Origin of the sequence: Pseudomonas sp. YNh (assembly GCF_037993085.1) — a bacterium.
Taxonomy (GTDB): domain Bacteria; phylum Pseudomonadota; class Gammaproteobacteria; order Pseudomonadales; family Pseudomonadaceae; genus Aquipseudomonas; species Aquipseudomonas putida.
In genome coordinates, this window is the sequence record NZ_JBBMRJ010000015.1 from 26,066 (window position 1) to 52,749 (window position 26,684).

At 63.2% G+C, this 26,684-nt stretch carries 27 protein-coding genes and 1 pseudogene; 21 read left to right on the forward strand and 7 right to left on the reverse strand.

Annotation, left to right across the window (positions count from 1 at the left end; translation table 11 throughout):
• Nucleotides 1-23: 23 nt before the first annotated feature.
• Both WF331_RS16600 and WF331_RS16605 read left to right on the forward strand, forming a co-directional pair.
• The gene (locus WF331_RS16600; protein ID WP_016499690.1) at nt 24-449 is read left to right on the forward strand and encodes a potassium channel family protein; all 426 of its coding nucleotides are present in this window, start codon (nt 24-26) and stop codon (nt 447-449) included.
• A gap of 200 nt (nt 450-649) precedes the next feature.
• Nucleotides 650-1,219, forward strand: a complete 570-nt coding sequence (locus tag WF331_RS16605) for a GNAT family N-acetyltransferase (RefSeq protein ID WP_016499689.1) — start codon at nt 650-652, stop codon at nt 1,217-1,219.
• A gap of 139 nt (nt 1,220-1,358) precedes the next feature.
• Here WF331_RS16605 and WF331_RS16610 read toward each other — a convergent pair whose 3' ends face one another.
• Together WF331_RS16610 and WF331_RS16615 are read right to left on the reverse strand one after the other, a co-directional pair.
• Nucleotides 1,359-2,726 carry an MBL fold metallo-hydrolase RNA specificity domain-containing protein gene (locus WF331_RS16610; protein ID WP_016499688.1) on the reverse strand — a complete coding sequence of 456 codons (1,368 nt, stop codon included), beginning with the start codon at nt 2,724-2,726 and terminating at the stop codon, nt 1,359-1,361.
• The gene (locus tag WF331_RS16615) at nt 2,717-3,643 is read right to left on the reverse strand and encodes a universal stress protein (RefSeq protein WP_016499687.1); all 927 of its coding nucleotides are present in this window, start codon (nt 3,641-3,643) and stop codon (nt 2,717-2,719) included. The genes WF331_RS16610 and WF331_RS16615 overlap by 10 nt, the downstream gene beginning before the upstream one ends.
• A 1-nt stretch (nt 3,644) precedes the next feature.
• On the opposite strand from WF331_RS16615, the gene WF331_RS16620 reads away from it, so the two are divergent.
• Complete coding sequence (locus WF331_RS16620; protein WP_284362450.1) at nt 3,645-3,959, forward strand: GNAT family N-acetyltransferase; 315 nt, start codon at nt 3,645-3,647, stop codon at nt 3,957-3,959.
• Here the strand turns inward: WF331_RS16620 and WF331_RS16625 are convergent.
• Nucleotides 3,877-4,803: a universal stress protein gene (locus WF331_RS16625; RefSeq protein WP_284362330.1), complete on the reverse strand. Its 927-nt coding sequence runs from the start codon at nt 4,801-4,803 to the stop codon at nt 3,877-3,879. The two genes, WF331_RS16620 and WF331_RS16625, sit on opposite strands and share 83 nt — an antisense overlap.
• 390 nt (nt 4,804-5,193) lie before the next feature.
• On the opposite strand from WF331_RS16625, the gene WF331_RS16630 reads away from it, so the two are divergent.
• Nucleotides 5,194-6,003, forward strand: a complete 810-nt coding sequence (locus WF331_RS16630) for a helix-turn-helix domain-containing protein (RefSeq protein WP_016499684.1) — start codon at nt 5,194-5,196, stop codon at nt 6,001-6,003.
• Nucleotides 6,004-6,067: 64 nt separating this feature from the next.
• Here the strand turns inward: WF331_RS16630 and paaX are convergent, their stop codons facing one another.
• Together paaX and paaY are read right to left on the reverse strand one after the other, a co-directional pair.
• The gene (paaX, locus tag WF331_RS16635; protein ID WP_016499683.1) at nt 6,068-6,991 is read right to left on the reverse strand and encodes a phenylacetic acid degradation operon negative regulatory protein PaaX; all 924 of its coding nucleotides are present in this window, start codon (nt 6,989-6,991) and stop codon (nt 6,068-6,070) included.
• 77 nt (nt 6,992-7,068) lie between these two features.
• A complete protein-coding gene (gene paaY, locus WF331_RS16640; RefSeq protein ID WP_016499682.1) occupies nt 7,069-7,668 on the reverse strand; it encodes a phenylacetic acid degradation protein PaaY in 600 nt (199 codons plus the stop codon).
• A gap of 351 nt (nt 7,669-8,019) precedes the next feature.
• Here paaY and paaF point away from each other — a divergent pair, with 351 nt between their 5' ends.
• The 16 genes and pseudogenes from paaF to WF331_RS16720 all read left to right on the forward strand — a co-directional run bounded on the left by paaF (nt 8,020) and on the right by WF331_RS16720 (nt 23,979).
• Nucleotides 8,020-8,793, forward strand: a complete 774-nt coding sequence (gene paaF, locus WF331_RS16645; RefSeq protein ID WP_041168025.1) for a 2,3-dehydroadipyl-CoA hydratase PaaF — start codon at nt 8,020-8,022, stop codon at nt 8,791-8,793.
• Between the two features lie 34 nt (nt 8,794-8,827).
• The gene (gene paaG / locus WF331_RS16650) at nt 8,828-9,619 is read left to right on the forward strand and encodes a 2-(1,2-epoxy-1,2-dihydrophenyl)acetyl-CoA isomerase PaaG (protein WP_049277884.1); all 792 of its coding nucleotides are present in this window, start codon (nt 8,828-8,830) and stop codon (nt 9,617-9,619) included.
• Nucleotides 9,620-9,621: 2 nt separating this feature from the next.
• On the forward strand, nt 9,622-11,139 hold the full coding sequence (gene paaH, locus WF331_RS16655) for a 3-hydroxyacyl-CoA dehydrogenase PaaH (RefSeq protein WP_340623111.1): 1,518 nt from the start codon (nt 9,622-9,624) through the stop codon (nt 11,137-11,139).
• A complete protein-coding gene (paaI, locus tag WF331_RS16660; RefSeq protein ID WP_016499678.1) occupies nt 11,132-11,572 on the forward strand; it encodes a hydroxyphenylacetyl-CoA thioesterase PaaI in 441 nt (146 codons plus the stop codon). The genes paaH and paaI overlap by 8 nt, the downstream gene beginning before the upstream one ends.
• Nucleotides 11,565-12,785 (forward strand): 3-oxoadipyl-CoA thiolase, encoded by a 1,221-nt coding sequence (gene pcaF / locus WF331_RS16665; protein ID WP_016499677.1) that lies wholly within the window; start codon nt 11,565-11,567, stop codon nt 12,783-12,785. The genes paaI and pcaF overlap by 8 nt, the downstream gene beginning before the upstream one ends.
• A gap of 121 nt (nt 12,786-12,906) precedes the next feature.
• Complete coding sequence (gene paaK / locus WF331_RS16670) at nt 12,907-14,226, forward strand: phenylacetate--CoA ligase PaaK (protein ID WP_059394932.1); 1,320 nt, start codon at nt 12,907-12,909, stop codon at nt 14,224-14,226.
• Nucleotides 14,227-14,442: 216 nt separating this feature from the next.
• Entirely contained in the window at nt 14,443-15,432 is a 990-nt protein-coding gene (paaA, locus tag WF331_RS16675) for a 1,2-phenylacetyl-CoA epoxidase subunit PaaA (RefSeq protein WP_049276226.1), read from the forward strand.
• Between the two features lie 25 nt (nt 15,433-15,457).
• Nucleotides 15,458-15,739, forward strand: a complete 282-nt coding sequence (paaB, locus tag WF331_RS16680; protein WP_004374528.1) for a 1,2-phenylacetyl-CoA epoxidase subunit PaaB — start codon at nt 15,458-15,460, stop codon at nt 15,737-15,739.
• A gap of 8 nt (nt 15,740-15,747) precedes the next feature.
• Entirely contained in the window at nt 15,748-16,506 is a 759-nt protein-coding gene (gene paaC / locus WF331_RS16685; RefSeq protein ID WP_284398276.1) for a 1,2-phenylacetyl-CoA epoxidase subunit PaaC, read from the forward strand.
• Nucleotides 16,493-17,026, forward strand: coding sequence for a 1,2-phenylacetyl-CoA epoxidase subunit PaaD (gene paaD, locus WF331_RS16690; RefSeq protein WP_016499673.1), 534 nt, complete (start codon nt 16,493-16,495; stop codon nt 17,024-17,026). Before paaC ends, paaD begins: the two co-directional genes overlap by 14 nt.
• Nucleotides 17,027-17,041: 15 nt before the next feature.
• Nucleotides 17,042-18,118: a 1,2-phenylacetyl-CoA epoxidase subunit PaaE gene (paaE, locus tag WF331_RS16695; RefSeq protein WP_049276231.1), complete on the forward strand. Its 1,077-nt coding sequence runs from the start codon at nt 17,042-17,044 to the stop codon at nt 18,116-18,118.
• A gap of 169 nt (nt 18,119-18,287) precedes the next feature.
• The gene (locus WF331_RS16700; protein WP_016499671.1) at nt 18,288-18,596 is read left to right on the forward strand and encodes a DUF485 domain-containing protein; all 309 of its coding nucleotides are present in this window, start codon (nt 18,288-18,290) and stop codon (nt 18,594-18,596) included.
• A pseudogene (locus tag WF331_RS16705) lies at nt 18,587-20,155 on the forward strand (cation acetate symporter); the annotation flags it as partial. The gene WF331_RS16700 and the pseudogene WF331_RS16705, both read left to right, overlap by 10 nt.
• Nucleotides 20,156-20,194: 39 nt before the next feature.
• Nucleotides 20,195-21,427 carry an OprD family porin gene (locus WF331_RS16710; RefSeq protein WP_340623138.1) on the forward strand — a complete coding sequence of 411 codons (1,233 nt, stop codon included), beginning with the start codon at nt 20,195-20,197 and terminating at the stop codon, nt 21,425-21,427.
• 37 nt (nt 21,428-21,464) lie between these two features.
• A complete protein-coding gene (gene paaZ / locus WF331_RS16715) occupies nt 21,465-23,519 on the forward strand; it encodes a phenylacetic acid degradation bifunctional protein PaaZ (RefSeq protein WP_016499668.1) in 2,055 nt (684 codons plus the stop codon).
• Nucleotides 23,520-23,679: 160 nt separating this feature from the next.
• The gene (locus WF331_RS16720; protein WP_043201192.1) at nt 23,680-23,979 is read left to right on the forward strand and encodes a hypothetical protein; all 300 of its coding nucleotides are present in this window, start codon (nt 23,680-23,682) and stop codon (nt 23,977-23,979) included.
• Nucleotides 23,980-24,011: 32 nt separating this feature from the next.
• Here the strand turns inward: WF331_RS16720 and WF331_RS16725 are convergent, their stop codons facing one another.
• The gene (locus WF331_RS16725; RefSeq protein ID WP_340623113.1) at nt 24,012-25,634 is read right to left on the reverse strand and encodes an ATP-binding response regulator; all 1,623 of its coding nucleotides are present in this window, start codon (nt 25,632-25,634) and stop codon (nt 24,012-24,014) included.
• Between the two features lie 116 nt (nt 25,635-25,750).
• Between WF331_RS16725 and WF331_RS16730 the strand changes: the two genes are divergently transcribed.
• Complete coding sequence (locus tag WF331_RS16730; protein ID WP_241800843.1) at nt 25,751-26,365, forward strand: LuxR C-terminal-related transcriptional regulator; 615 nt, start codon at nt 25,751-25,753, stop codon at nt 26,363-26,365.
• Nucleotides 26,366-26,403: 38 nt separating this feature from the next.
• Here the strand turns inward: WF331_RS16730 and WF331_RS16735 are convergent, their stop codons facing one another.
• A complete protein-coding gene (locus tag WF331_RS16735; protein ID WP_016499664.1) occupies nt 26,404-26,673 on the reverse strand; it encodes a DUF6555 family protein in 270 nt (89 codons plus the stop codon).
• Nucleotides 26,674-26,684 lie beyond the last annotated feature (11 nt).

The window sequence follows — 26,684 nt, forward strand, 5'->3', positions numbered from 1 at the left end:
CAACCCCGTGCCGAGTAACGACGATGTTCACTGTCACTCTGATCAACATGCTGATCGTGATCCTGGTGGTGGTAATTCATTACGAATGCCTGCTGCGCCTGAATGACTGGCTACCGCGCCTCAGGCTGTGGAGCCGGTTCCGTATCGTCGCAGGGGTGTTCGGGGCGTTGCTGGCCCACGCGGTGGAGGTCTGGTGCTTCGCCCTGGCTTATTACCTGATGGCCCATACCGAGGGCTGGGGCACGCTCAGCGGCAATTTCGACGGTAGCTTTCTGGACTGCGTATATTTTTCCTTCACCACCTACACCACCATAGGCTTCGGCGACATCGCCCCCACCGGCCATCTCAAGTACCTCACCGGCCTGCAGGCGCTGACGGGCCTGGTGATGATCACCTGGACCGCTTCGTTCCTGTTCCTGGAAATGCAGAAGTACTGGAAAGCCAAATAGGGCTGATCAACCACTTGGGAATTGAGGACCACATCCAACAGGTCCTCGTTCAGGTTCGCGGCGATCAGAGGCCGAGGCAGCACATCGACCGCCTGCAGGTTTGACAGGTCATGAGTGAAGCATTTGACAACTGTCAAGTCAGGGCAAGGCCCGCTGCCGAAACTGACCTTCCTTGTTCATTCAACACAGAGGACATTGCCATGGCGCCCGCCGAGACTTCCCGTGTGCACACAAACCCTTCGTTTCCCAAACCTTCGGGTGAATACTGGATCGAAGCCCTTGAAAACGGCGTTCACGTGCTGATCAGGCCCCTGCAGGCCAAGGACCGAGAACGCGAAAAAGCCTTCATCGAACGGCTGTCGCCCGAGTCGCGGCATTTCCGCTTCCTGTGCCAGCTCAGAGAGCCCAGCAAAGCCATGCTCGACCAGCTGATGAAGGTCGACCAGGACCGCCAGGCAGCCTACGTCGCTCTCGCCCACGTGGATGGCGAATTGCAGGAAGTGGGCATTTCCCGCTACGCCACCGCCAGCGGCAAGGACGAATGCGAATGCGCCGTTACTGTCATGGACAGCTGGCAGCACCACGGCTTGGGTCGCCTGCTGCTCAACCACCTGATCGACCATGCGCGGGCCAAGGGCTTGCGGCAGATGTATTCGGTTGACCCAGCAGCCAACCAAGCGATGCGCGAGCTGGCCAAAGCGGCGGGGTTCACCACCGTCGCTGACCCAAATGATCCCAGCCAGGTCATCCACCGGCTCTCCCTGATCTGACCCAGGGCCGCCGCACCCTGACAGGTCAAGGCGCGGCGGCGCGACGACGGGAGTTTTCCCCTGAACGGCCCTTCGAATAAATTGATGGAAAAACTGTGCGGCAAGCAGTATCAGGTCGACACTACCTCCCGCGCCGGGTTCAGCGCACCGGGTCGATGGCAACGGTTTCCTGATATTCCGGCACACTCACCTGCCAGCCCAGCTCCAGGCTGATGCGCCGTCGCAAGGTGTCGGCAGCGTGTGGCTCGCCATGAATGACGTAGGTCTGCCGCGGTGGCCGGGTGAAACCACGCAACCACTCCATGATCTCGTCGGCGTCGGCGTGGGCGGAGAGGTTTTCCATGGCGTGCACCTGCGCCCGGATGGGCACGTCTTCGCCCTGCAGGCGTACGCTGTGGGCGCCAGCGACGATATCAGCCCCGCGCGTGCCTCCCGCCTGAAAACCGGAGAACAGGATGCTGTTGCGCGGATTGGGGGCCAGCGCCTTCAGGTGATGCAGCACCCGACCACCGGTGGCCATGCCACTGGCGGCAATGATCACCGCCGGCTCGCGCAGCTGGTCAAGGTGGCGGGACTCATCGACCGTGCGGATGATCCGTGTGCCCTTGCACATCGCCGCACACTCCGCCGCCGGTAGCCGATGTTGATTGCGAAACTGCTGATACAGGGCCGTGGCATCGGTGGCCATCGGGCTGTTCAGGTACACCGGGATATCCGGGATCAGCCGGTCACGCTTGAGCTTGTAGAGGTAATACATCAGCAGCTGGGCGCGCCCGACAGCGAATGAAGGAACCAGGACGATGCCATGGCGCAGGAGTGTCTGGTTGATGACCTGGGCCAGATACTGCTCGGTCGATTCTGTCGGGTGCTTGCGATCACCGTAGGTGGACTCCACAAGCAGCACATCCGCCGTACGGACCAGCTCCGGTGCCCGCATGATCGGGTCTTGCGGCCTGCCCAGGTCACCCGAGAAGACCAAGGTCTGGCCCTGTGCACTGATCTGCACAGTCGCCGCGCCCAGGATATGGCCAGCCGTGCGCAGCAGCAGGTCCATGCCTTCGGCAATCGGCGTTCCCTGATGCAGCTCCACCGGGCGCAATAGTGCCAGCGCCTGTTTGGCATCCTGCTCGGTATAGAGCGGCCGCGCCGGGGTGTGCTTGGAATAACCGTGGCGATTGGCATGTTCGGCCTGCTCCTCCTGCAGCCGCGCGCTGTCGAGCAGGAGCACTTCAGCCAGGGCGCAGGTTGCCGGGGTGGCATAGATCGGTCCGCTATAGCCTTCCCTGGCCAATACTGGAAGGTAGCCACTGTGGTCGAGATGGGCGTGGGTCAGCACGACTGCATCCAGCGCCCGCAGTGCCGAAGGCAAGGGTTCCCAGTTGCGCAGGCGCAATTGCTTGTAGCCCTGGTACAGCCCGCAGTCCACCAGGATCCGCGTGCGGTCGCGGGTCAACAGGAATTTGCTGCCGGTCACCGTCCCGGTGCCGCCGAGAAAGGTCAGTTGCATGGCCAAGGCTCCTGGGTTTCGAACACATGAGGATGGACCGCGAGCACACTGCACGGCGGATGGCCGACCATGCGTTCAGTAGTGTCGCCCAGCAGCTTGTCCAGCCCTTTGGGCTGCACCACGCCCATCACCACGGCGTCGACTTCAAGGGCCACGACCTGTTCGCGAATCACCTGCACCGAGCCGCCCTCCACGAAGTGTCGGCGGTCCGGCGCCACACCTTCTGCCTCTGCCAAGGCGTTGAAGGGTTCCTGCAGCGCCGCGCGCAGCTCGTCAATCCACGCCTCGGTGACGTTCATGTCCGCGGCGAACACACCGGCCAGGTTGTAGGCCGACAGCAGATGCAACGCAGCATCGCACTGCAGTGCCAACGCCTGGGCGACGCGAATCAGCCCTCGATTGAACCGTTCCTGAACCTCTGGCGTCTCGCTGAAACAGGTATCCACGGCGACCAGAACGCGCCGAGGCAATGAAACGGCCGCTTTGGGCACGAAGAGGGTGAGCCCCTTGAAACCTCGCATCAGCGCACTGTCCAGCGGGGTACCGAACAGCCGCGCCAGGGCCGACGCGGATTCGCTGTCCTTGATCACCAGGTCCGGCTGCAGTTCGCTGATGTAGGGGATGGCCTCGCTGCGGATATCGTCGGCGGCAAGGCTGTCGACCGTCAGTGTCACACCGGTGCCGGGGTGCCGTTCGGCCAGCGCCCGCAGTTGCACGCAGTAGTGGTCGTACTGGCGTTTGATATCAGCCTCGTTCAGGCGCTCTTCGCGCAGCAGGTGCTCCTCGCTCGGCTCGAACAACCCCAGCACATGCACGCTGGCACCGCTGACATGCGCCAGCGCCAGCCCACTGCGCAGTGCGGCTGAATGGGGATCGACTTCAGTAAGCAGCACCAGCAATTGTCGAAACTGACCCATGATGAACCTCCGTAGCTTTCGTGAGGACTGGCAGCGCAAAGGCCTGGGTGCGCGCTTGCTGCGGTCCCTGCTCGGCGCGGCCCGGAGCAGTGGCTATGAGTGGATGATTTCCAGGGACCTGGCGAACAATTACGCCATGCACCGGCTGACCAAGGGGCTGGGGTTCAGCTCACGGTACCTGGGCGGCGATGTCAGCGAGATAGTCCACGAACTGGACCTGCGGGCCTTGTACCTCACCCCTGGGAATGCTCGGGGGAAATCACCAGCACACTGCGGGACAAGCGATGCAACACCCGCTCGGCAGTACTGCCGATGAACCAGCCGATGCCATGGTGGTGATAACTGCCCATGACCAGTACGTCGATATCATTGTTGTCCATGAACACGGCCAGGGCTTTGGCCGGGTCGCCGATGCGCATGTGGCGGTGCTCGGCGGCAATGCCATTGCGCTCGGCAAGAGCCTGGAAGGCGTCGCTCTGTGCTTCGTGTAGCGTCCGGGCGAGGTTGGAATCGAACAGGAACGAATGCGCCCGGCTGCCGCCCGCGTCCAGGTACATGGAACCCAGGTCGTAGGCATACAGCAATTCGATCTGCGCGCTGCACTGCAGAGCCAGTTTCAGCGCCTCACTGATGATCTGGTCGTTGAAGCCTTCGAACTGATCCTCGGGCCTGGACAGGTCCACGGCCGCCAGGATCCTGCGCGGTAACGCATGGCTGGCGTTGTGCACCAGATGCAGCGGTATGCGGGTTTCGCGCAGCAGCTGGATATCCAGGTTGGTGAACATGGCACGCGCCCACCAGGGCTCATGCTCGAACTCCTTGATCAGCAGGGCGAACGGCTGTTCGCGCAGGTGCACCAGGATCTCGTTCAAGGGATGCTGCACCCACACCACTTCAGTCGTGACTGTGACGCCGTTGCGCCGCATCGGCTGCGCCTGGTTTTCCAACCACTCCCGGTGTTGCTGCACGTAACCTTCGCGCATCACTGCCAGCGCCTGGTCATTGACCAGGCCCGCCGTGGCAAGCCCTTCCACATAATCGAAAGCCACGATGTGCAGCGCCATGCCCTTGGCCTTGGCCAAGGCTGCGGCTCGGTCGTAGACGGGGGTACGGCGCATCAGGGGCGATGCGATCAACAGCAGTCTTTGCGGGGTTTCCATGGCACACCTCGACGGTTGCGATACGTAACCGAAGCATCGTTTACCCGTGCTTTGCGGACTTGACGTTTGTCAACTGACGCCCCAATGGACCAACGGTATTTCCCACAGCACAAAAACTTGACGAGGATCAACGTATCGCCGATTGCCGGGCGCACGCTACGCGCATATCAACAACAATTTCCAGCCCCGGAGGCGTGCCATGGCCCTAATGAAAGCAGCGGTGTTCGTCGAAAAAGTGGCGATCACCCCCTGGCCCTCGCGCACTGGATGCAGGGACCCCTTTGTTTGCATCGTTCCGCAGTTTTCTTGCCCATGCATGCTCTTGGACTGGTCACCGCGCCCAGTTGCGCAGACTCGGGCTGATTTCCGATGTGCGAAGGAGGCCTGAACATGTCTGGCCAACTGAAAGTCACGCTGCTCGAACAGCCTGCTTCGCCTCCGGTTCACCTGAAACCGCTGGCGACGCTGTGCCGCGATTGTCGGGTCAGCGGCTTGTGCCTGCCCACCGGTTTGCCCCTGCACGACAATAACTGCCTGGGCTCGCTGATCGGGCCACGCATGCGCATCCGCAAAGGCACGGCGCTGTTCAATGCCAATGATCCCTTGACCATGCTCTATGCCGTGCGCTGCGGCAGTTTCAAGACCAGCCTCAACAGCGTCGAGGGCCAGGGTGTCGTGATCAACTTCTGGATGCCGGGCGACGTGCTCGGGCTGGATGCCATCGCTACCGATCACCATGTCTGCGACGCGATCGCCCTGGAAGATAGCGAAGTCTGCCCGGTCCCCTATCGTCGCCTGCAAGCGCTGGCGCGCGACTTTCCGGCCTTGCAGCAAAGCCTGAACCGCTTGATGAGCCGGGAGATCGTACGTGAACACGAGCGCGTGCTGATGTTGTGCAACCTCACCGCCGAACAGCGCCTGGCCAGTTTTCTGATCGGGCTGTCCCGGCGCTTCGTCAACCGTGGCTACTCCGCCCATGGCTTCATGTTACGCATGTCGCGCGAGGACATAGCATCCTACCTGGGCCTGCGCCTGGAGACCGTATGCCGATCGGTCGCCCGCTTGCGTGCGCAAGACGTCGTCAGCCTGCACGGCAGGCTGGTGGAAATACTCGACATGCCAGCATTGATGGCGTTCGAGCAAGGCGGCCTTGACGGTGAACGCAAGCACTCCCTGAAAGCATCATGCTCGACACCCTGAAGCCCTGCCTCCGCCGGGCTGAGAACCTTCGCCATCACCGACCTGCAGGGTGTAGCATTTTTGTTCAGGCCAGCCCGCCAAAGCGCTGGTAGAAGCCCTCGTTCACATCCGGCAAAGGCCCGTCGGCCGTCTCCAGCGCCGCATTCAGCCACTCCTCTGCCTTGGCAAACACCAGCCGATACAGGTTGCGGCACAACTGTCGCGCGGCCCTTCCCTCCCAATCCCCTGGCAGCAGCTCGTCTGGCAGTTGCGGGTCGCGCAACAGCAGGCGGCGGTACTCGTGAATCAGCAGGGTGCGCGCCAGGAAACAATCTTGCGCATCGAGCAGTTGCTGCTCTTTCAGGCTCTGCCACAGCGGCCTGAACAGCTGGATGAACTCGCTGTACTGCTGCCCCAGCTCATCGATACGCCAGCTCTCCCGCACCTGGGCGCGCATGGCCTTGGACGCGAGCACTTCCTGGGTGTGGGTTTCGAAGACGATACTGTCGTCGCTGGCTTCCAGGTCACGCAAGGTTGCGGTCAGATCAGCGCGGTCTGCCCGTGGGCAGCCAAGCAGGTTCGGCGCCATCACGCCAAACCCCTGCCATTCCAGCTCTTCACGCAAGGCCTTGCGCTTGCCGGCCTCAAGCTGCGACAGCAACACCAGCGTCCAGGCGCCATCCCAGGCCGGTTGGCTCGGGCTGTAGACACGTTTGAAGGCTTTTTCGAAACGGCGGCGGCCAGTGCCCGTCAGGCTGTAGTAACTGCGTCGGCCAACTTTTTCAGCGGTGAGCCAACCCTCTTTGGTGAGGCGAAAGATCGATGTGCGGATCAGTCGTTCGTTGATGCCGATCGGCTCCAGCAGGTTGATCAGGCTACCCAGCCAGACGGTCCCCCCATGGGGCTCGATGGCATCGCCGTACAAGGTGATGATCAGTGAGCTGGCGCGGATTGGCGTCTGCTCCTGAAAGCGAGTGATCAGGTTGTTCAGTGGGGCAAGATTGCTCATGGGCGAACTGTGCGCGGATAAAGCACCGACTATACCTGTGCGGCGGGCCGCCTGACCATTGCGTGACGCTACCAGGCTCATGCCGAAGCCTGGCCTTTGGGCCGTACACCGGTATCTTCCATGCGCGGGCGCCCTGGTTCGGCTTCGGCCAATGGCGGGCATTCGACCATGCTGTTCATGCAGCGCTGCGCCAGGTGCTGATACTCCGCAGTACCGCGCTGCTTCCAGGCCAACTCCTGTTCGCTCAAGGGACGTTTGACCTGGGCCGGCGACCCCATCACCAGGCTCTGCGCTTCACATGCGAAGCCGGCTTTGACGAACGCCGTCGCCGCGACGATGCAGCGTGGTGCGACATGGGCGCCATCCATCACCACTGCGTTCATGCCGATCAAGGCGTCCTCGCCCACTTTGCAGCCGTGCAACACCGCGCCATGACCAACATGCCCGTTTCGTTCGACCACCGTGTCGCCACCCGGAAAACCATGCATTACACAGGTGTCCTGCAAGTTGGCGCCCTCTTCCAGCACGATGCGGCCGAAATCGCCCCTGAGCGATGCCAAGGGCCCTATGTAGCAACGTGGGCCGACGATGACGTCGCCAATCAGTACTGCGCTTGGGTGCACGTAGGCTGTGGGGTGAACCACAGGCGTCAAGCCGTCCAGTCGATAGCAAGGCATGAAAGCTCCAGAAATGATTTGAAATGGCACCCGATCTTGTATCAAAAAATATTTCGTCGTCAATCAGCGTAGTCGTGTATCGCTTTCTTGTGGCTAACATCCCCCTGCAAACCTAGCAAAAAAATCAGCAATTTCGCCATTATCAGCGCTGAATACGGCATTTGCACCGCACGACAGCAACACTATCGTTGGCACAACGAGATACACGAAACAATTTTCTATGTTGCATTTCCGTATCACGTAATGCATATACTCACCCCACCTGGTCGTGATCCATCGTCACGCCCCTGCAAACAATTCCAAGAAATGCCGGCCCACGATGTGCCGTGCGTGCAGCCAGAGGAACCCGACATGCCGCGATATCTCGACGTGCAGGCGCCGGAAAAGGGCGTTCAGCTCATTATCCTGCAACGGCCCGAGGCACTGAATGCCCTGTGTACCGAGTTACTGGCAGAGCTGGCCACTGCGCTCGACGCAGCCGCCCGGGATGACCAGATAGGCGTTGTTGTGCTCACCGGCAGCCGCAAGGCGTTCGCCGCAGGCGCTGACATCCGCGAAATGGCCGAGCGCGACCTGGTCGGCATCCTCAACGACCCTCGAGTAGCCCACTGGCAACGCATCGCCGCCTTTGCCAAGCCGCTGATTGCTGCGGTCAACGGCTACGCCCTGGGTGGCGGTTGCGAATTGGCGATGTGTGCCGACATCGTCATCGCCGGCAGCGACGCCCGCTTCGGCCAGCCGGAGATCAACCTCGGCATCATCCCCGGTGCTGGCGGCACACAGCGCCTGTTGCGTGCCGTGGGCAAGCCGCTGGCCATGCAGATGGTGCTGACCGGCGAAGCCATCACCGCCCGTCACGCCCAGCAAGCCGGCCTGGTCAGCGAAATAACCCAGCCCGAATTCACCGTAGAACGCGCCATGCAGATCGCCCGCAACATCGCCGCCAAGGCGCCGCTGGCAGTGCGCCTGGCAAAAGAGGCGCTGCTCAAGGCCGGTGATACCGACCTGGCCAGTGGCCTGCGCTTCGAACGCCATGCATTCACCCTGCTGGCCGGCACCGCCGACCGTGACGAAGGCATTCAGGCCTTTCAGGAAAAGCGCCCGGCGCGCTTCCAAGGCCGCTGATCATTTACCCCTCGACTGACGGAGCGAGTCTGTCATGACTTTCCAGCACATCCTGTTTTCCATCGAGGACGGCGTGGCCTTCCTCTCCTTGAACCGCCCCGAGCAGCTGAACAGCTTCAACGCCGCCATGCACCTTGAAGTGCGCGAAGCCCTCAAGCAAGTTCGCCAGAGCAGTGATGCACGGGTGCTGTTGCTGACGGCTGAGGGCCGCGGCTTTTGCGCCGGCCAGGACCTGTCCGACCGTAACGTCGCCCCAGACGCCGAGGTGCCAGACCTGGGCGAATCGATCGACAAGTTCTACAACCCGTTGGTGCGCACCCTGCGCGACCTGCCGCTTCCGGTGATCTGTGCGGTAAATGGTGTGGCCGCCGGCGCCGGTGCCAACATCCCACTGGCCTGCGACCTGGTGCTGGCTGGGCGATCGGCCAGCTTCATTCAGGCATTTTGCAAGATCGGCCTGGTGCCGGACTCTGGTGGTACCTGGTTGCTGCCGCGCCTGGTCGGCATGGCGCGGGCTAAAGCACTGGCCATGCTGGGCGAGCGGCTTGGTGCCGAACAGGCCCAGCAATGGGGGCTGATCCACCGCGTGGTGGACGATGCCGCACTGCGCGACGAAGCCCTCACCCTCGCTCGCCAGCTCGCCAGCCAGCCCACCTATGGCCTTGCGCTGATCAAGCGCAGCCTCAATGCCAGTTTCGACAACGGCTTCGATGAACAACTGGAACTCGAGCGCGACCTGCAACGCTTGGCCGGGCGCAGCGAGGACTACCGTGAAGGCGTGAGCGCCTTCATGAACAAGCGCACACCCGCATTCAAGGGGCGCTGAACATGGGCGCACTCGCAAGCACAGTGCAAGTAGCGGTGATCGGTGCCGGTGCCATGGGCGCCGGCATCGCCCAGGTCGCCGCCCAGGCCGGTCACCCGGTAAAGCTTTACGACAACCGCCCGGGGGCTGCCGCCCAAGCAGTGGCCGGTATAGACCGGCAACTCGCCCGGCTCGTGGAAAAAGGCAAGCTGCAGGCCGTAGAGCGCGAAATGATCAGCCTTCGGCTATGCCCGGTCGACACGCTCGAAGCATTGGCTGATGCCGGCCTGGTGATCGAAGCCATCGTCGAGAACCTGCAGGTCAAGCAGGCGCTCTTCAGCCAGCTAGAAGCCCTGTGCACGGCTGATTGCATCATTGCCAGCAACACTTCGTCGCTGTCCATTACCAGCCTGGCTGCAGGCCTTGCACGCCCGCAGCAGGTGGTGGGCATGCACTTCTTCAACCCGGCACCGCTGATGGCGCTGGTCGAGGTGGTGTCAGGCCTGGCAACCGAACCGGTCGTGGCCGCGTGTATCTACGACACCGCCCAGGCTTGGGGCAAACAGCCGGTGCACACGCGCTCGACACCGGGCTTTATCGTCAACCGTGTGGCACGGCCTTTCTATGCCGAGAGCCTGCGCCTGCTACAGGAAGGAGCAGCGGACTGCGCCAGCCTTGATGCGCTGCTTCGCGATGCGGGTGGTTTCCGCATGGGGGCGTTCGAGCTTACCGACCTGATCGGCCACGACGTCAACTACGCCGTTACGTGCTCAGTGTTCGATGCGTTCTATGGGGACTTCCGCTTCCAGCCTTCACTGGTGCAAAAAGAGCTGGTGGATGCCGGCCGCCTCGGCCGCAAGACTGGGCAAGGCTTCTATAGCTACGCCGAAGGCGCCGAGCGCCCTGCACCGGTCGAATTGCACAGCTCCACCATGGCCGAAGCCTGCGTTATCGAGGGGCAACTGGGTGTACTTCAGCCACTGGTCGAACGCCTGCGCCAGAACGACATCGTCGTGACCCAGCGTGCCGGTAGCGGCGTGATCCAGGTCGGTGATGCCACCCTGGCATTGTCCGATGGCCGCCTCGCCAGCCAGCGCGCCCGTGAAGATGGGCTGCGCAACCTGGTGCTGCTCGATCTCGCGCTGGACTACAGCACTGCCTCGCGGATTGCCATCAGCTGGTCGGGCGATACCACCGAAAGCGCCCGCGACCAGGCGGTGGCCCTGCTGCAGCGGGCCGGCCTCAAGGTCACTGCGGTCGCCGACCTGCCCGGCCTGGTGGTACTGCGCACCGTGGCAATGCTCGCCAACGAGGCCGCCGATGCAGTGCTGCAGGGCGTCGGCAGCGCCGCCGACATCGACCTGGCCATGCGCGCCGGTGTCAATTACCCCTGCGGCCCGCTGGCCTGGGCGACGAACATCGGTATTGCCCACACCCTGCGCGTGCTCGACAACCTGCAGCGCAGCTATGGCGAGAGCCGCTACCGCCCTTCCCTGTTGTTACGTCGCTGCGAGGCCAAAGGAGGCACCCTGCATGACTGAACTCGAACTGGCACACGCCTGTGCCGACGCCATGTATGCCCGCGACCCGGCCACTCAGGGCCTGGGCATCAGCCTGCTGGATGCCGGCCCGGGCCGGGCAAGCCTGCGTATGACGGTACGCGCCGACATGATCCAGGGCCACGGCACGTGCCATGGCGGGTTCCTCTTCGCCCTGGCCGACTCGGCGTTTGCTTTTGCCTGTAACAGCTATGACCAGGCCACCGTGGCGCTGGGCTGCAGCATTGACTACCTGGCCCCGGCGTTGCGCGATGACGTGCTCACCGCCGACGCCAGCGAGGTCAGCCGCAAAGGCCGCACCGGCCTGTACGACGTGCGCATCCACAACCAGCGCGGTGAGCTGGTGGCGATGTTCCATGGCAAATCCTACAAAGTGCGCGGCACCGTGCTGGCGCAGGAGACACAACATGACTGAACCCACCCTCGCCGATGCCTTGATCATCGACGCCGTGCGCACCCCCATCGGCCGCTATGCCGGGGCCTTGAGCGGCGTACGTGCCGACGACCTCGCCGCCATCCCACTGAAGGCCTTGATCCAGCGCCACCCCGAGCTTGACTGGAAAGCGATCGACGACGTGATCCTCGGCTGTGCCAACCAGGCCGGCGAAGACAACCGCAACGTGGCGCACATGGCCAGCCTGCTGGCCGGGCTGCCGATGGAAGTGCCCGGGACCACGATCAACCGACTGTGTGGGTCGGGCCTGGACGCCATCGGCAACGCGGCCCGCGCCCTGCGCTGCGGTGAAGCCGGGCTGATGCTGGCTGGCGGCGTAGAGTCGATGTCGCGTGCGCCCTTCGTGATGGGTAAGTCGGAGCAGGCGTTCGGCCGCGCAGCGGAGTTGTTCGACACCACCATCGGTTGGCGCTTCGTCAACCCACTGATGAAGGCTGCCTACGGCACCGATTCGATGCCGGAAACCGCCGAGAACGTGGCTGAACAGTTTGGCATTTCCCGCGTCGATCAGGATGCCTTCGCCCTGCGCAGCCAGCACAAGGCGGCTGCAGCTCAGGCCTGCGGCCGGCTGGCGCAAGAAATCGTACCGGTCGAGATCCCGCAGCGTAAAGGACCGGCCAAACGGGTGGAGCACGACGAGCATCCGCGCGGCGACACGACGCTGGAACAACTGGCCCGCCTCGGCACGCCATTCCGTGAGGGCGGTAGCGTCACCGCCGGCAATGCCTCCGGCGTCAACGACGGCGCCTGTGCCCTGCTGCTGGCCAGCAGCGCCGCTGCCCGGCGCCATGGCCTGAAAGCCCGCGGCCGTATCGTCGGCATGGCGGTGGCCGGGGTTGAGCCGCGGCTGATGGGCATCGGCCCGGTACCCGCAACCCGGAAGGTGCTTGAGCTTACGGGATTGTCGTTGGCCGACCTGGACGTCATCGAACTCAACGAAGCGTTCGCCGCCCAGGGCTTGGCAGTGTTGCGCGAGCTGGGCCTGGCCGACGACGACCCCCGGGTCAACCGCAACGGCGGAGCCATCGCCCTCGGCCATCCGCTGGGCATGAGTGGTGCGCGGCTGGTTACAACCGCCCTCCACGAGCTGGAAGCAACCGCCGGGCGCTATGCCCTTTGCACCATGTGCATCGGGGTTGGCCAAGGCATAGCCATGGTCATCGAGCGCCTCTGAGCGGATCAGACCATCAGCCTGTTACCGAACCGAACGCAGCCGTATATGCTGCGCTCATGACACTCACCGCGTGGCTTGCAACCGCTGGCGCGCGGCGTACAAGAACAATTCGAGTGAAGCCATGAACATGTACCATGATGCCGACCGTGCCCTGTTGGACCCGATGGAAACCGCCAGTGTCGACGCCCTGCGCCAGCACCAGCTGGAGCGCCTGCGCTGGAGCCTGAAGCACGCCTACGACAATGTGCCGCTGTACCGCCAGCGCTTTGCCGAATGCGGCGCCCACCCCGACGACCTCACGTGCCTGGAAGACCTGGCGAAGTTCCCCTTCACCGGCAAGAACGACCTGCGCGACAACTACCCCTACGGGATGTTCGCCGTCCCCCAGGAAGAGGTGGTGCGCCTGCATGCTTCCAGCGGCACCACCGGCAAGCCGACGGTGGTCGGGTACACCCAGAATGACATCAACACCTGGGCCAACGTCGTGGCGCGCTCGATCCGTGCGGCCGGCGGGCGCAAGGGTGACAAAGTGCATGTTTCCTACGGCTATGGGCTTTTCACTGGCGGGCTTGGTGCGCACTACGGCGCCGAGCGCCTGGGCTGTACGGTAATCCCGATGTCGGGTGGCCAGACCGAGAAGCAGGTGCAGCTGATCCGCGACTTTCAGCCCGACATCATCATGGTCACACCGTCCTACATGCTCAACCTGGCCGACGAGATCGAGCGCCAGGGCATCGACCCGCATGACCTCAAGCTACGCCTGGGCATTTTCGGTGCCGAACCTTGGACCGATGAACTACGTCGCTCGATCGAGCAGCGCCTGGGCATCAATGCCCTCGACATCTATGGTTTGTCGGAAATCATGGGCCCCGGGGTGGCCATGGAATGCATCGAAACCAAGGACGGCCCGACCATATGGGAAGACCACTTCTACCCCGAAATCATCGACCCGGTCACCGGCGAAGTATTGCCAGACGGTCAGCTGGGCGAACTGGTGTTCACCTCGCTAAGCAAAGAGGCGCTTCCGATGGTGCGCTACCGCACCCGTGACCTTACCCGCCTGCTGCCCGGCACCGCCAGGCCGATGCGGCGGATCGGCAAGATTACCGGGCGCAGTGACGACATGCTGATCATTCGCGGCGTCAACGTGTTCCCGACCCAGATCGAGGAACAGGTGTTAAAAATAAAACAGCTTTCCGAGATGTATGAGATTCATTTGTATCGCAATGGCAACCTGGACAGCGTAGAGGTGCATGTTGAGTTGCGTGCGGAGTGCCAGCACCTCGATGAAGGCCAGCGCAAGCTGGTTATCGGGGAGCTGAGCAAACAGATCAAGACCTACATCGGCATCAGCACCCAGGTGCACCTGCAGGCTTGCGGCACGCTCAAGCGTTCCGAGGGCAAGGCGTGCCACGTGTACGACAAACGGTTGGCCAGCTGATTCATTCGGCTGCCTCTTCGGCCCCGGCATAGTCCGGGGCTTTTTTTTTGCGTTTTATGCGCGCTTGCAGGTGCCGCGCAACCCCTGTGAGAGCGGGTTTACCAGCGAAGGGGCCGAAAAGCGATACACAAATCTTATGTGATACACCTAAAACTGTTTGACGTTGTGTTTTGTATCGCTTACAAATGACTCATGCCTTAGCAGGAGTCGCCGCACATGTACGCACAGCTAGTGGAAACCGGAGTCAAGCGCGTCAAGTCGCTGGAAGAAATGTCCCCCGAGGAACGCAACTTCCAGGAAAAGATCGACGCCGAAATCAAGATCGAAGCCAAGAACTGGATGCCCGAGGCCTACCGCCAGACCTTGATCCGGCAGATTTCCCAGCACGCCCACTCGGAAATCGTCGGCATGCTGCCCGAAGGCAACTGGGTCACCCGCGCGCCTAGCCTCAAGCGCAAGCTGCAACTGATGGCAAAGATCCAGGACGAGGCCGGCCACGGCCTGTACCTGTACAGCGCCATGGAGACCCTGGGCGCCGACCGCGACGAGGAGATCGCCAAGCTGCACAGCGGCAAGGCGAAGTATTCGAGCATCTTCAACTACCCCACCCTCAGCTGGGCCGACATGGGCGCAGTGGGCTGGCTGGTGGATGGCGCCGCAATCGTCAACCAGGTGGTGCTGCAGCGCACCTCCTATGGCCCCTACTCCCGCGCAATGGTCCGTATCTGCAAGGAAGAGAGCTTTCACCAGCGCCAGGGCTACGAAATCCTCCTGACCATGATGCGTCACGGCACACAGGCCCAGCGCGACATGGTCCAGGACGCGATCAATCGCCTGTGGTGGCCATCGCTGATGATGTTCGGCCCCAGCGACGAACACTCCCCGAACAGCGCACAGTCCATGGCCTGGAAGATCAAGCGCCAGACCAACGATGAACTGCGCCAGCGTTTCATCGACCAGACCGTGCCGCAGCTCGAACTGCTCGGCTGCACCGCCCCCGACCCTGAACTGAAGTGGAACGCCGAGCGCGGTCACTACGACTTCGGCGAAATCCAGTGGGACGAGTTCTACGAAGTGATCAAGGGCAACGGCCCGTGCAACCAGGAACGTGTCGCCACCCGCCGCAAGGCCATCGAGGACGGCGCCTGGGTGCGCGAGGCCGCCGTGGCCTACGCGCGCAAGCAACAGAACAAGAACGCCGCCTGAGCGGCGATTGATGCGGAGATCGAAAATGTCTGTCTGGACCCTCTACGAAGTGTTCGTGCGCAGCAAGCACGGCCTTAACCACAAGCATGTCGGCAGCGTGCACGCCGCCGACGCCGCCATGGCCATCGAAAATGCCCGCGAGCTGTACACCCGCCGCAGCGAGGGCGTCAGCCTGTGGGTAGTGCCTTCGGCGCTGATCACCGCCTCCTCCCCCGACGAGAAAGACCCGCTGTTCGCTCCTTCGGACGACAAGGTCTACCGCCATGCCAGCTTCTACGAGCTGCCCGATGAAGTCGGACACATGTGAGGTTGGCCATGCACAACGAAGCCCTGATCCCTTACCTGTTGCTGCTCGGCGACAGTGCCCTGGTCCAAGGCCAGCGCCTCTGCGAATGGTGTGGCCACGCCCCTGCCATCGAAGAAGAGCTGGCCCTGATGAACGTTGGCCTCGACCTGGTCGGCCAGGCCCGCAACTGGCTGGAATACGCAGCCGAACTGCTTGACGACGGTCGCGACGCCGACGCCCTGGCCTTCCGCCGAGACGAGCGCGCCTACCGCAACCTGCTGCTGGTCGAGCAACCCAACGGTGATTTCGCCGTGACCATGACCAAGCAGTTCCTCTACGACGCCTGGCACTTCGCCGTGCTACAGGGCCTGGTCGGGTCCGGCGACGAGCGTATCGCCGGTATCGCCGCCAAGGCACTCAAGGAAGTCACCTACCACCTGCGCCGTTCCAGCGAGTGGGTACAGCGTATGGGGGGCGGTACAGAACAAAGCCGCCAACGCATGCTCGCCGCCATTCCGGCACTGTGGCGCTTCACCGTCGAACTGACGGCCGCCAGCGACAACGAGGTGCGGTTGGCCGAAGCGGGTATTGCCGCTGCCCCGGCAACTGTGGGTGCCGCGTGGCTCAAACAGGTGAGCGAGACTTTCGCTTCGGTCGAGCTGCCGCTGCCCAAGGCTGCCAGCCACTTCTACCTGGACAGTCGCAAAGGCCTGCACACCGAGCACCTGGGCCTGCTGCTGGCCGAGATGCAGTTCCTGCCAAGGGCTTACCCCGATGCAACCTGGTGAGCTGATTGCCGGCGACCGTGGCGCGCGGCCGCCACGCGGCGACGACCTGGCCCGGGCCTGGGAGGTCCTTGCCCAGGTCATGGACCCGGAAGTGCCTGTGGTCAGCGTGGTCGACCTGGGAATAGTCCGCGACCTCGACTGGCGCGCCGGCCACCTGCACCTGGTGGTCACGCCGACCTACTCCGGCTGCCCGGCCACCGAGGTGATCGAGGGTGATATCCGCCAGGCGCTGGAGCAGGCGGGCTTCCCCGCACCGGATCTTGAGCGCCGGTTGACCCCGGCCTGGAGCACCGACTGGATCAGCGAGCTGGGCCGCGAGCGCCTGCGCCTCTACGGCATCGCTCCGCCGCAAGGCAGCGCCAGCAAGCGCAGCCTGCTAGGTGAAACACCCCAGGTGTGCTGCCCGCAGTGCGGCAGCGCCCATACCGAATTGCTCAGCCAGTTCGGCTCCACCGCTTGCAAGGCGCTGTACCGCTGCCGCGAGTGCCTGGAGCCGTTCGACTATTTCAAATGCATTTGAGCCGTGGAGAACGCCATGAGCCAGTTTCACAGCCTGACCATCAAGCAAGTGCGCAACGAAACCCGTGATGCGGTTTCGATTGCCTTCGACGTGCCCGAGCACCTGCAGGCGCAGTTCCGCTTTACCCAGGGCCAGTACCTGGTCATGCGCACGCAGCTGGACAACGAAGAGGTCCGCCGCTCTTACTCTATCTGCAGCGCCGTGCAGGACGGTGAGCTACGCGTGGCCGTCAAGCGCGTGCCAGGCGGGCGTTTCTCGGCGTTTGCCAATGAAGTGCTCAAGGCCGGCCAGCAACTGGAGGTGATGCCGCCAGCGGGCAGCTTCTTCGTGCCGCTGGACGCTGCCCGCCAGGGCAATTACCTGGGCGTGGCCGCTGGTAGCGGCATTACCCCAATCCTGTCGATTATTGGCACTACCCTGGACAGTGAGCCGCACAGCCGCTTCACCTTGCTGTACGGCAACCGCTCCAGCTCTGGCGCGCTGTTCCGCGACAAGCTCGAAGACCTGAAAAACCGCTACCTCGACCGGCTGAACCTGATTTTCGTGTTCAGCCGCGAGCAGCAGGATGTCGACCTGTACAACGGTCGCATCGATGCGGACAAGTGCGGCCAGCTGTTCTCCCGTTGGCTGGATGTGCCAGGCCTGGACGCCGCCTTCATCTGCGGCCCCCAGGCGATGACCGAAACCGTGCGTGACAGCCTGCAGGCCAATGGCCTGGGCAAGGAGCGCATTCATTTCGAGCTGTTCGCCGCCGCCGGCAGCGAAACCCGCCGCGAAGCCCGTGAGGCTGCGCGCCAGGTGGATTCCGCGCTCAGCCACATCACCGTGATCAGCGACGGCCGTGCCCTCACCTTCGACTTGCCACGCAACACCCAGAACGTGCTGGACGCTGGCAATGCCATCGGTGCGGAACTGCCCTACTCGTGCAAGGCCGGCGTGTGCTCGACCTGCAAATGCCGGGTGATCGAGGGGGAAGTGGAAATGGATAGCAACCATGCCTTGGAAGACTACGAAGTGGCAGCCGGGTATGTGCTGTCGTGCCAGACCTACCCGGTGAGCGACAAGGTGGTGCTCGACTTCGACCAGCTTTAAGACCGCCCCGCCTGCTTCGCGGGCGCGCCCGCTCCCACAGGCACCGCACAAAGGCTGAGGGCAACATCCTCCCTGTGGGAGCGGGCATGCCCGCGAAGAGGCCCTTTGCAATACCGCAACACCCGCGTGACCTCAACAAAACAATTACAAAACCAAGAGATCGCTTGCCATGACACCCGAACGCATAGAAAGCATCGCCAACCACCCCGATTTCCAACACCTGGTGCGGCGTAAACGCCGCCTCAACGGCAGCCTGACCCTGGCCATGCTGGTGATCTACTACGGCTTCGTCCTGTTGGTGGCGTTCTCTCCCAGCACGCTTGGCCAATCCCTTAGCGGCGGTGTGACCACAGTCGGCATGCTGGTGGGGGTGCTGATGGTGCTGCTGTCCTTCGCCCTGACCGGCATCTACGTACACCGCGCCAACAATGTGCTCGACCCGCTCAACGAAAAGGTCAAGCAGGAGTGCGCACAATGAACTGGACCGCCATCTCGATGTTCATGGTGTTCGTCTGCTTCACCCTGCTGGTCACCCGCTGGGCGGCCTTGCGCACCCGTTCGGCCAGCGACTTCTATACCGCCGGTGGGGGCCTGACCGGCATGCAGAACGGCCTGGCGATTGCCGGCGACATGATCAGCGCCGCCTCCTTCCTGGGCATTTCCGCGATGATGTTCATGAACGGCTATGACGGCCTGTTGTATGCCCTGGGCGTGCTGGCCGGCTGGCCGATCATTCTGTTCCTGATCGCCGAACGCCTGCGCAACCTGGGCAAGTACACCTTTGCCGACGTAGTCAGTTACCGCCTGGCACAAACCCCGGTGCGCCTGACTTCGGCGTTCGGCACCCTGGTGGTGGCGCTGATGTACCTGGTGGCGCAGATGGTCGGCGCCGGCAAGCTGATCGAGCTGCTGTTCGGCATCAGCTACCTGTACGCCGTGATGCTGGTCGGTGTACTGATGGTTGCCTATGTCACCTTCGGTGGCATGCTCGCCACCACCTGGGTGCAGATCATCAAGGCGGTGATGTTGCTGTCGGGCACCAGCTTCATGGCCTTCATGGTGCTCAAGCACTTCGGCTTCAGCACCGAAGCCATGTTCGCCAGCGCCGTCGCCGTGCATGCCAAGGGCCAGGCCATCATGGCCCCGGGGGGCCTGCTGTCCAACCCGGTGGATGCCATTTCCCTCGGCCTGGGCATGATGTTCGGCACCGCCGGCCTGCCGCATATCCTGATGCGCTTCTTTACCGTCAGTGACGCCAAGGAAGCCCGCAAGAGCGTGTTCTACGCCACTGGTTTTATCGGTTACTTCTACCTGCTGCTGATCGTCATCGGCTTTGGTGCCATCGTGATGGTCGGCACCGAGCCGTCCTACCGCGACGCCACCGGTGCAATCATTGGCGGCGGCAACATGATCGCCGTGCACCTGGCCCAGGCTGTCGGTGGCAACCTGTTCCTTGGCTTCATCTCCGCTGTGGCCTTTGCCACCATCCTGGCCGTGGTCGCCGGCCTGGCGCTGTCCGGCGCATCGGCGGTCTCCCACGACCTGTATGCCTGCGTGATCCGCCAAGGCAAGGCCACCGAGCAGGAAGAAATGCGCGTATCGCGTATCGCCACCCTGCTGATCGGCCTGCTGGCGGTGCTGCTTGGCCTGATGTTCGAGTCGCAGAACATCGCCTTCCTGTCCGGCCTGGTGCTGGCGGTGGCTGCCTCGGTCAACTTCCCGGTACTGCTCCTTTCGATGTTCTGGAAGGGCCTGACCACTCGCGGCGCGGTGTGCGGCAGCATGGCCGGCCTGGCGTCGGCGGTGCTGCTGGTGGTACTGGGCCCGGCAGTGTGGGTCAACGTGCTGCATCACGAGAAAGCGCTGTTCCCGTACAGCAACCCGGCGTTGTTCTCCATGAGCCTGGCATTCCTCAGTGCGTGGGTGTTCTCGGTTACCGATAGCTCCGAACGTGCCAGTAAAGAGCGGGGCCGCTACCTGGCCCAGTTCATCCGCTCCATGACCGGTATCGGCGCTGCCGGCGCCAGCAAGCACTGACCTCAAGGACGAACAACCATGTCGGGTAAAACAACAACAATGAACCGCACTCACTTCATGTCAGCTGCCTGCCTGGCCACCCTTGCGTTGCCAGTGCCGGCGATGGCCGATTTCATCGGTGACAGCCACGCACGCCTGGAGCTGCGCAACCACTACATCAACCGCGACTTTCGCCAGAGCAACGCCCCGCAGGCCAAGGCAGAGGAATGGGGCCAGGGCTTTACCGCCAAGCTGGAGTCCGGCTTCACCGAGGGCCCGGTCGGCTTTGGCGTTGACGCCATGGGCCAGCTGGGTATCAAGCTCGACTCCAGCCGCGACCGCCGCAATACCGGGCTGCTGCCCTTCGGCCCGAACAGCCACGAACCGGTCGATGATTACAGCGAACTGGGCCTGACCGGCAAAATCCGCGTGTCCAAAAGCACCCTGCGCCTGGGCACCTTGCAGCCAATCTTGCCGGTGGTGGTCTACAACGACACCCGCCTGCTGCCGTCCACCTTCCAGGGCGGCCTGCTGACCAGCCAGGATGTCGATGGCCTGACCTTCAACGCCGGCCGCCTGACCAAGGCCAACCTGCGCGACTCCTCGGGCCGCGACGACATCGGCTACGGCGCTGCCAGCAGTGACCACCTGGACTTTGGCGGTGGCAGCTACGCCATCACCCCGCAAACCAGCGTCAGCTACTACTACGCCAAGCTCGAGGACATCTACCGCCAGCAGTTCGTCGGCCTGATCGATACCCGCCCCTTGAGCGAAGGCGTGAGCCTGCGCAGCGACCTGCGCTACTTCGACAGCCGCAACGACGGCGCCGAGCGTGCCGGCAACATCGACAACCGCAACTTCAACGCCATGTTCACCTTGGGCGTGCGCGCGCACAAGTTCACCGCCACCTGGCAACAAATGTCCGGCGACAGTGCCTTCCCGTTCGTCAACGGCGGCGACCCGTTCACCGTCAACCTGGTGACCTACAACACTTTCACCCGCGCCGGGCTGGACTCCTGGCAAGTGCGCTATGACTACGACTTTGTCGCGATGGGCATCCCCGGCCTGAGCTTCATGACCCGCTACACCGACGGCCGCCACGCCGAAACCGCCACTGTCAGCAATGGCCGCGAGCGCGAGCGCGACACCGACATCACCTACGTCATCCAGAGCGGCCCGTTCAAGGACGTGAGCCTGCGCTGGCGCAACGTCACCTTCCGTTCCGGCAATGGCCTGACCAACGCCGTGGACGAAAACCGCCTGATCATCGGCTACACCCTGGCGCTGTGGTAACAGCGCCCCCTTAAATTTGAAAAGCATGGAGAACAGCATGTCTGCCGCCCCTACCCTGCAAAGCTTCATCGCCGGCCGCTGGCTCGGCCAGCACGGCGCCCAGGCCCTGCGCAGCGCCCTTGACGGCCACGTACTGGCCTACAGCCACGAAGAGCGCCCGGACTTCGCCGAAGCCGTCGACTTCGCCCGTGCTCGCGGCCTGGCCAGCCTGATGGCCATGGACTTCCAGCAACGCGCTGCACGCCTGAAAGCGCTGGCCCTGTACCTGGCCGAACGCAAGGAACAGCTGTACACCCTGTCGCACCATAGCGGCGCCACCCGTGCCGACAGCTGGATCGACATCGAAGGCGGCAACGCCACGTTGTTCGCCTATGCCGGCATCGGCAGCCGCGAGCTGCCGTCGGGCAACCTGGTGCACGAGGGCCCGGCCATCCCGCTGGGCAAGCAAGGTCACTTTGCCGGTAGCCACATCCTGGTGCCGCGCGCCGGGGTGGCGGTGCACATCAACGCCTTCAACTTCCCCATCTGGGGCATGCTGGAAAAGTTCGCCCCGACCTTCCTGGCGGGCATGCCGTGCATCGTCAAGCCGGCCACTTCCACCAGCTACCTGACCGAAGCCGTCGTACGCCTGATGAACGCCTCCGGCCTGCTGCCAGAGGGCAGCCTGCAACTGGTGATCGGCAGCACCGGCGACCTGCTCGACCGCCTGCAAGGCCAGGACGTGGTGACCTTCACCGGTTCCGCCGATACCGCCGCCAAATTGCGCGTCACGCCGAACCTGATACGTAATTCGGTACCGTTCACCGCCGAAGCCGACTCGCTGAACTGCGCCATCCTCGGCCCGGACGTAACGCCAGACAGCGAAGAGTTCGACCTGTACATCAAAGAGGTGGTGCGTGAAATGACCACCAAGGCCGGGCAGAAGTGCACCGCCATCCGCCGCGCCATCGTGCCGGCCAAGCACATCGACGCAGTTGCCACGCGCTTGCGCGAGCGGTTGAGCAAGGTGGTAGTGGGTGACCCGTCGCTGGAAGGCGTACGCATGGGCGCCCTGGCCTCTCACGACCAGCAGCACGACGTGGCCGAGCGGGTGCGCAGCCTGCTAAACAGTTGTGATCAGCTGTTCGGCGCCAGCGATGGCTTTGCTCCGCGTGGCGAGGGCGTGGCCGAGGGTGCATTCTTTGCCCCAACCCTGCTGCAGGCCCGCGACCCGCATGCCGAAGGCGGCGCCCACGATATCGAAGCGTTCGGCCCGGTCAGCACGCTGATGGCCTATGACGATCTCGACGAAGCTTTGGCGCTGGCCGCCCGAGGCAAAGGCAGCCTGGTGGCGACACTGGTCACCGCCGACCGCAGCATCGCTGCCAAGGCCATTCCGGTGGCGGCTGCCTGGCATGGCCGCCTGCTGGTCCTCGACAGCGAAGCCGCCAAGGAATCCACCGGCCACGGCTCGCCTCTGCCGCAGCTCAAGCATGGCGGCCCGGGCAGGGCCGGTGGCGGCGAAGAGCTGGGTGGCTTGCGCGCGGTCAAGCACTACCTGCAACGCGCCGCCGTACAGGGCTCGCCAAGCATGCTTACGGCAGTCACCGGCGAATACGTACGCGGTGGTGAAGTGATCGAGACCGAAGTGCACCCGTTCCGCCGCTACTTCGAGCAGCTGCGCATCGGTGAATCCCTGTTAACCCATCGCCGCACCGTCACCGAAGCAGACCTGGTCAACTTCGGCTGCCTATCGGGTGACCACTTCTATATGCACTTCGACGAAATCGCCGCCAAGCAATCGCAGTTCGGTAAACGCATTGCTCACGGCTATTTCGTTCTGTCGGCAGCTGCCGGCCTGTTCGTATCGCCTGGCGCCGGGCCAGTACTGGCCAACTATGGCCTGGACACCCTGCGTTTCATCAACCCGGTGGGCATCGGCGATACCATTCAGGCGCGCCTCACCTGCAAGCGCAAGATCGACCAGGGCAAGACCAGCCCGCTGGGCCAGCCGCAGGGTGTGGTGGCGTGGGATGTAGAGGTAACCAACCAGCTGGGTGAGCTGGTAGCCAGCTATGACATCCTGACCTTGGTGCTGAAACAGCCTGAGTGACTTGTTGACCTCGCGTGCCTCTTCGCGGGTACATCGGACCGCGAAGAGGCACGCACAGGTTACATAAAGGCCAAGGGCCACCTCGTACATCTGCCCTAATCGCCCACCTCGTCCCTCGGCGTTATAGTCCAGCGATAACAACGCCAAGGAAGCTCCCATCATGCACGCCCTCAAGCTCGTCCTCAGTGCCGCCCTCCTTGCCGGCGTCGCCGGCTGCCAGACCATCAAACCCTCCGAAGACACGCTCAAGCAGCGCACCGAGTTCATTCTGAACACCAAGGTTTCCAACGTCGCCGACGTGCGCAGTGACAGCACCATCACCTACTACACCGCCACCACCGCCAAAGGCCGGTACGAGTGCCAGATGCCCAGCGGTGGCATCGTCGCGGTGGCCGGCATGGGCCTGTACGAGCCCACGCCCTCCTGCATGAAGGAAGGCCAGGCGGTCATCCTGCAATAACCCACGCACAACCCCTGCGCCCTTGCGCCGGTCTAAAGCGCCGGCGCCGCAGGCTCCTCGCGCAATGCGCGCAGGGCCGCACGCAGTTCAGCTGGGCGTACCGGCTTGGAAAGCACGGCGATATTGCGCTCATGCACCGCTGCCTGAATCTTCTCCGGGTCGTGCCCGGTCATGATCAACGCGGGTACGTCCCAGCCGCGCTGGGCCCGCAACCGGTCGATGCAGTCGACCCCGGTTGCCTCCTGCCCCAAGTCATAATCGGCAACGATCACTTCACAATCACTGCTCAAACCAGCAGGCGAACTGTGCGCCTCTACTTCACACCCCCAGCGCTGCAGCAGCGCCGAGGTCGCCTGCAGCACATTGTGGTCGTCTTCCACCAGGCATACCCGCAAGCCGCCAAGCAGGCCGGCCGCTGCCGGCGAGCGCTCGCCCACAACCAGGGCTGGCTGAGCGCTGAGGCGCGGCAAGCCTTGCAGGCTGACCGCCGTGCCGTGGCCTGGCCGCGAACGCAGCTTTACTTTCAGGCCCATCAGATGCCCCAGCCGCCGCACAATCGACAAACCCAGGCCCACACCCTCGACATCGTTGTCGCGTACCTGGCGTACCCGGTAGAACTCTTCGAACACCAACCGCTGGTGCGCTTCGTCTATGCCTCGCCCCTGGTCATAAACGACGATGGCAAGGCCTTCGTCGCAGCGCCGTACCGCCAGCAGCAGCGGGCGATGCGCCGCATATTTGAAGCAGTTGGACAGTATGTTCTGCACCATGGTCGTCAGCATGCCGCGGTCGGTGCAGGTCCAGTACGCGCAGGGCCGCAAGCGTATCTCCACCCCGGCCCAGCGGGCGGGCTCGGTGTTCTGACGCACCAGCTCCGCCAGAAATCCGGCCAGGGCGAATGTCTCGCTGCGCGGTTGCACGCGCCCGTTGTCCAGGGTGTAAAGGTCAAGAATCGAGCGAAAAAGCTGCGATACATTGAGCAGCGAGCGGTCGATGCTGTCCACCAGTCGCCGCTCTTCTTCGCCCAGCTGCGCCTCGCGCAGGCATGCCGTGAACAGGCCGATAGAGTGAATCGGTTGGCGCAGGTCGTGGCTGGCCTGCGCCAGGAAGCGGGATTTCTCGCGGTTGGCCGCCGCAGCCTGTTCAGAGGCCTTGCGCGTGCGCTCCAGCAGCAGGTGCGCATACACCGGGATGACCGTGCTGGTGGTAAGCAACATCAACACCATGAACGGGTTGGCCTGCCAGTAAGGCGTGATCTGGTACACCACCAGCAACGCCGCCAGCGCCAGCACCGTGGCAATCGCCAGGTAGCGCGAGCCGAAGCGCATGCCGTTGCCCAGGTTAACCCACACCATCACCGCATAGATCGGCAACGCTGCCTCGCCACCTACCACCAGGCCGAAGCAGGTACCGGTGTAGTCATGCACCATCCCCAGTACCCGTCGCCAAGGGTAATTTCCGGGCCAACGGGCAATGGCCTGGCGCAAACCGATGGACACCAGCACAAAGGTGACGATGTAGTAGATGACCGGCAGATAAGGGGCAGGCGAACTGCCCGGCAGAAAGCCAAGCACGGTCATGTAGACCAGCGCACAGCATGCGACGATCACGCGCAAGTTGGCTTGATCGAGTTCGTTGTTCTTGTCCAGGTCCATGGCCAGCCTCCCTGTGCACGGGGTCGCATTGCTGCCATCCGTAGGCAGCACCCTTTCTCCGAGGCTGCTAAATTAGCATGGCCTTCTACACTTGCGGCTACAGGGAGTTGCCAAGCGTGACGTGTCGCATCATCGTGGCGGATGACCATCCGCTGTTCAGGGAAGCCCTGGCGCGCACCGTAAAGCGCGTGGTTGCGGGTGCATGCATAGAAGAGGCCGGCAACCTGGATGAAGTAATGGCCTTGGCTGATGGCGGGGAGGTACCTGATACCCTGATCCTCGACCTGCGTTTCCCCGGGCTGGTGGACATCCAGTGCCTTGCGCGTTTACGCCAACAGTTTCGACGCACCACGCTGATCATCGTGTCGATGGTCGACGACCCCGCTATCGTCGAGCAGGTGATGGCTACGGGAGTCGAGGGGTTCATCGGCAAAAGCATCGCCGCAGATGAGATAGGGGCGGCAATCCTCGCCATACGCAATGGCGAGGTGCTGGTCAGGTATGCGCCCTCAGGCTTGCTGCCCAACCTCGGTGGCGAATGTGCAGTGGAGCACCTTACCCACCGTCAGCAAGAAGTACTCCGGCTGATTGCCCAGGGCAAGACCAACAAGGAAATTGCCAAGGCCCTGAATATCTCCCCGTTTACCGTGCGCATACATGTTTCGTCGCTGCTCAAGCTGCTTGGGGTCAGCTCGCGTACCGCTGCTGCGGTGAAGTACACCGGCAGCTGACACCCTTGGTCAGGGGCTGCCGGCGCTCGGATGGCGGGTTAGACCGTCGCCGCCGGGTCCCCCACTGACTGGTTCGGCTTGCTCCCCGAAATTCGCCAGCTCACGGCGGTAATCCCGTAGCGCTCGGCCATCGGCCGGCTGATCTTCCTGATCTTCTCACGCCCGAACTTGGGAATGATGCCGATACCCGCATCGCAACTTGCCCAATGCCAGGCCTCGGCATTGTCCAGGCGTTCCAGGCGAATGATGAAACTGCGCGGTTGGCCATGCAGTTGGTAATCGATGATGTAAAGCTGTGGGCTAGGCATCGCAGGGGCCT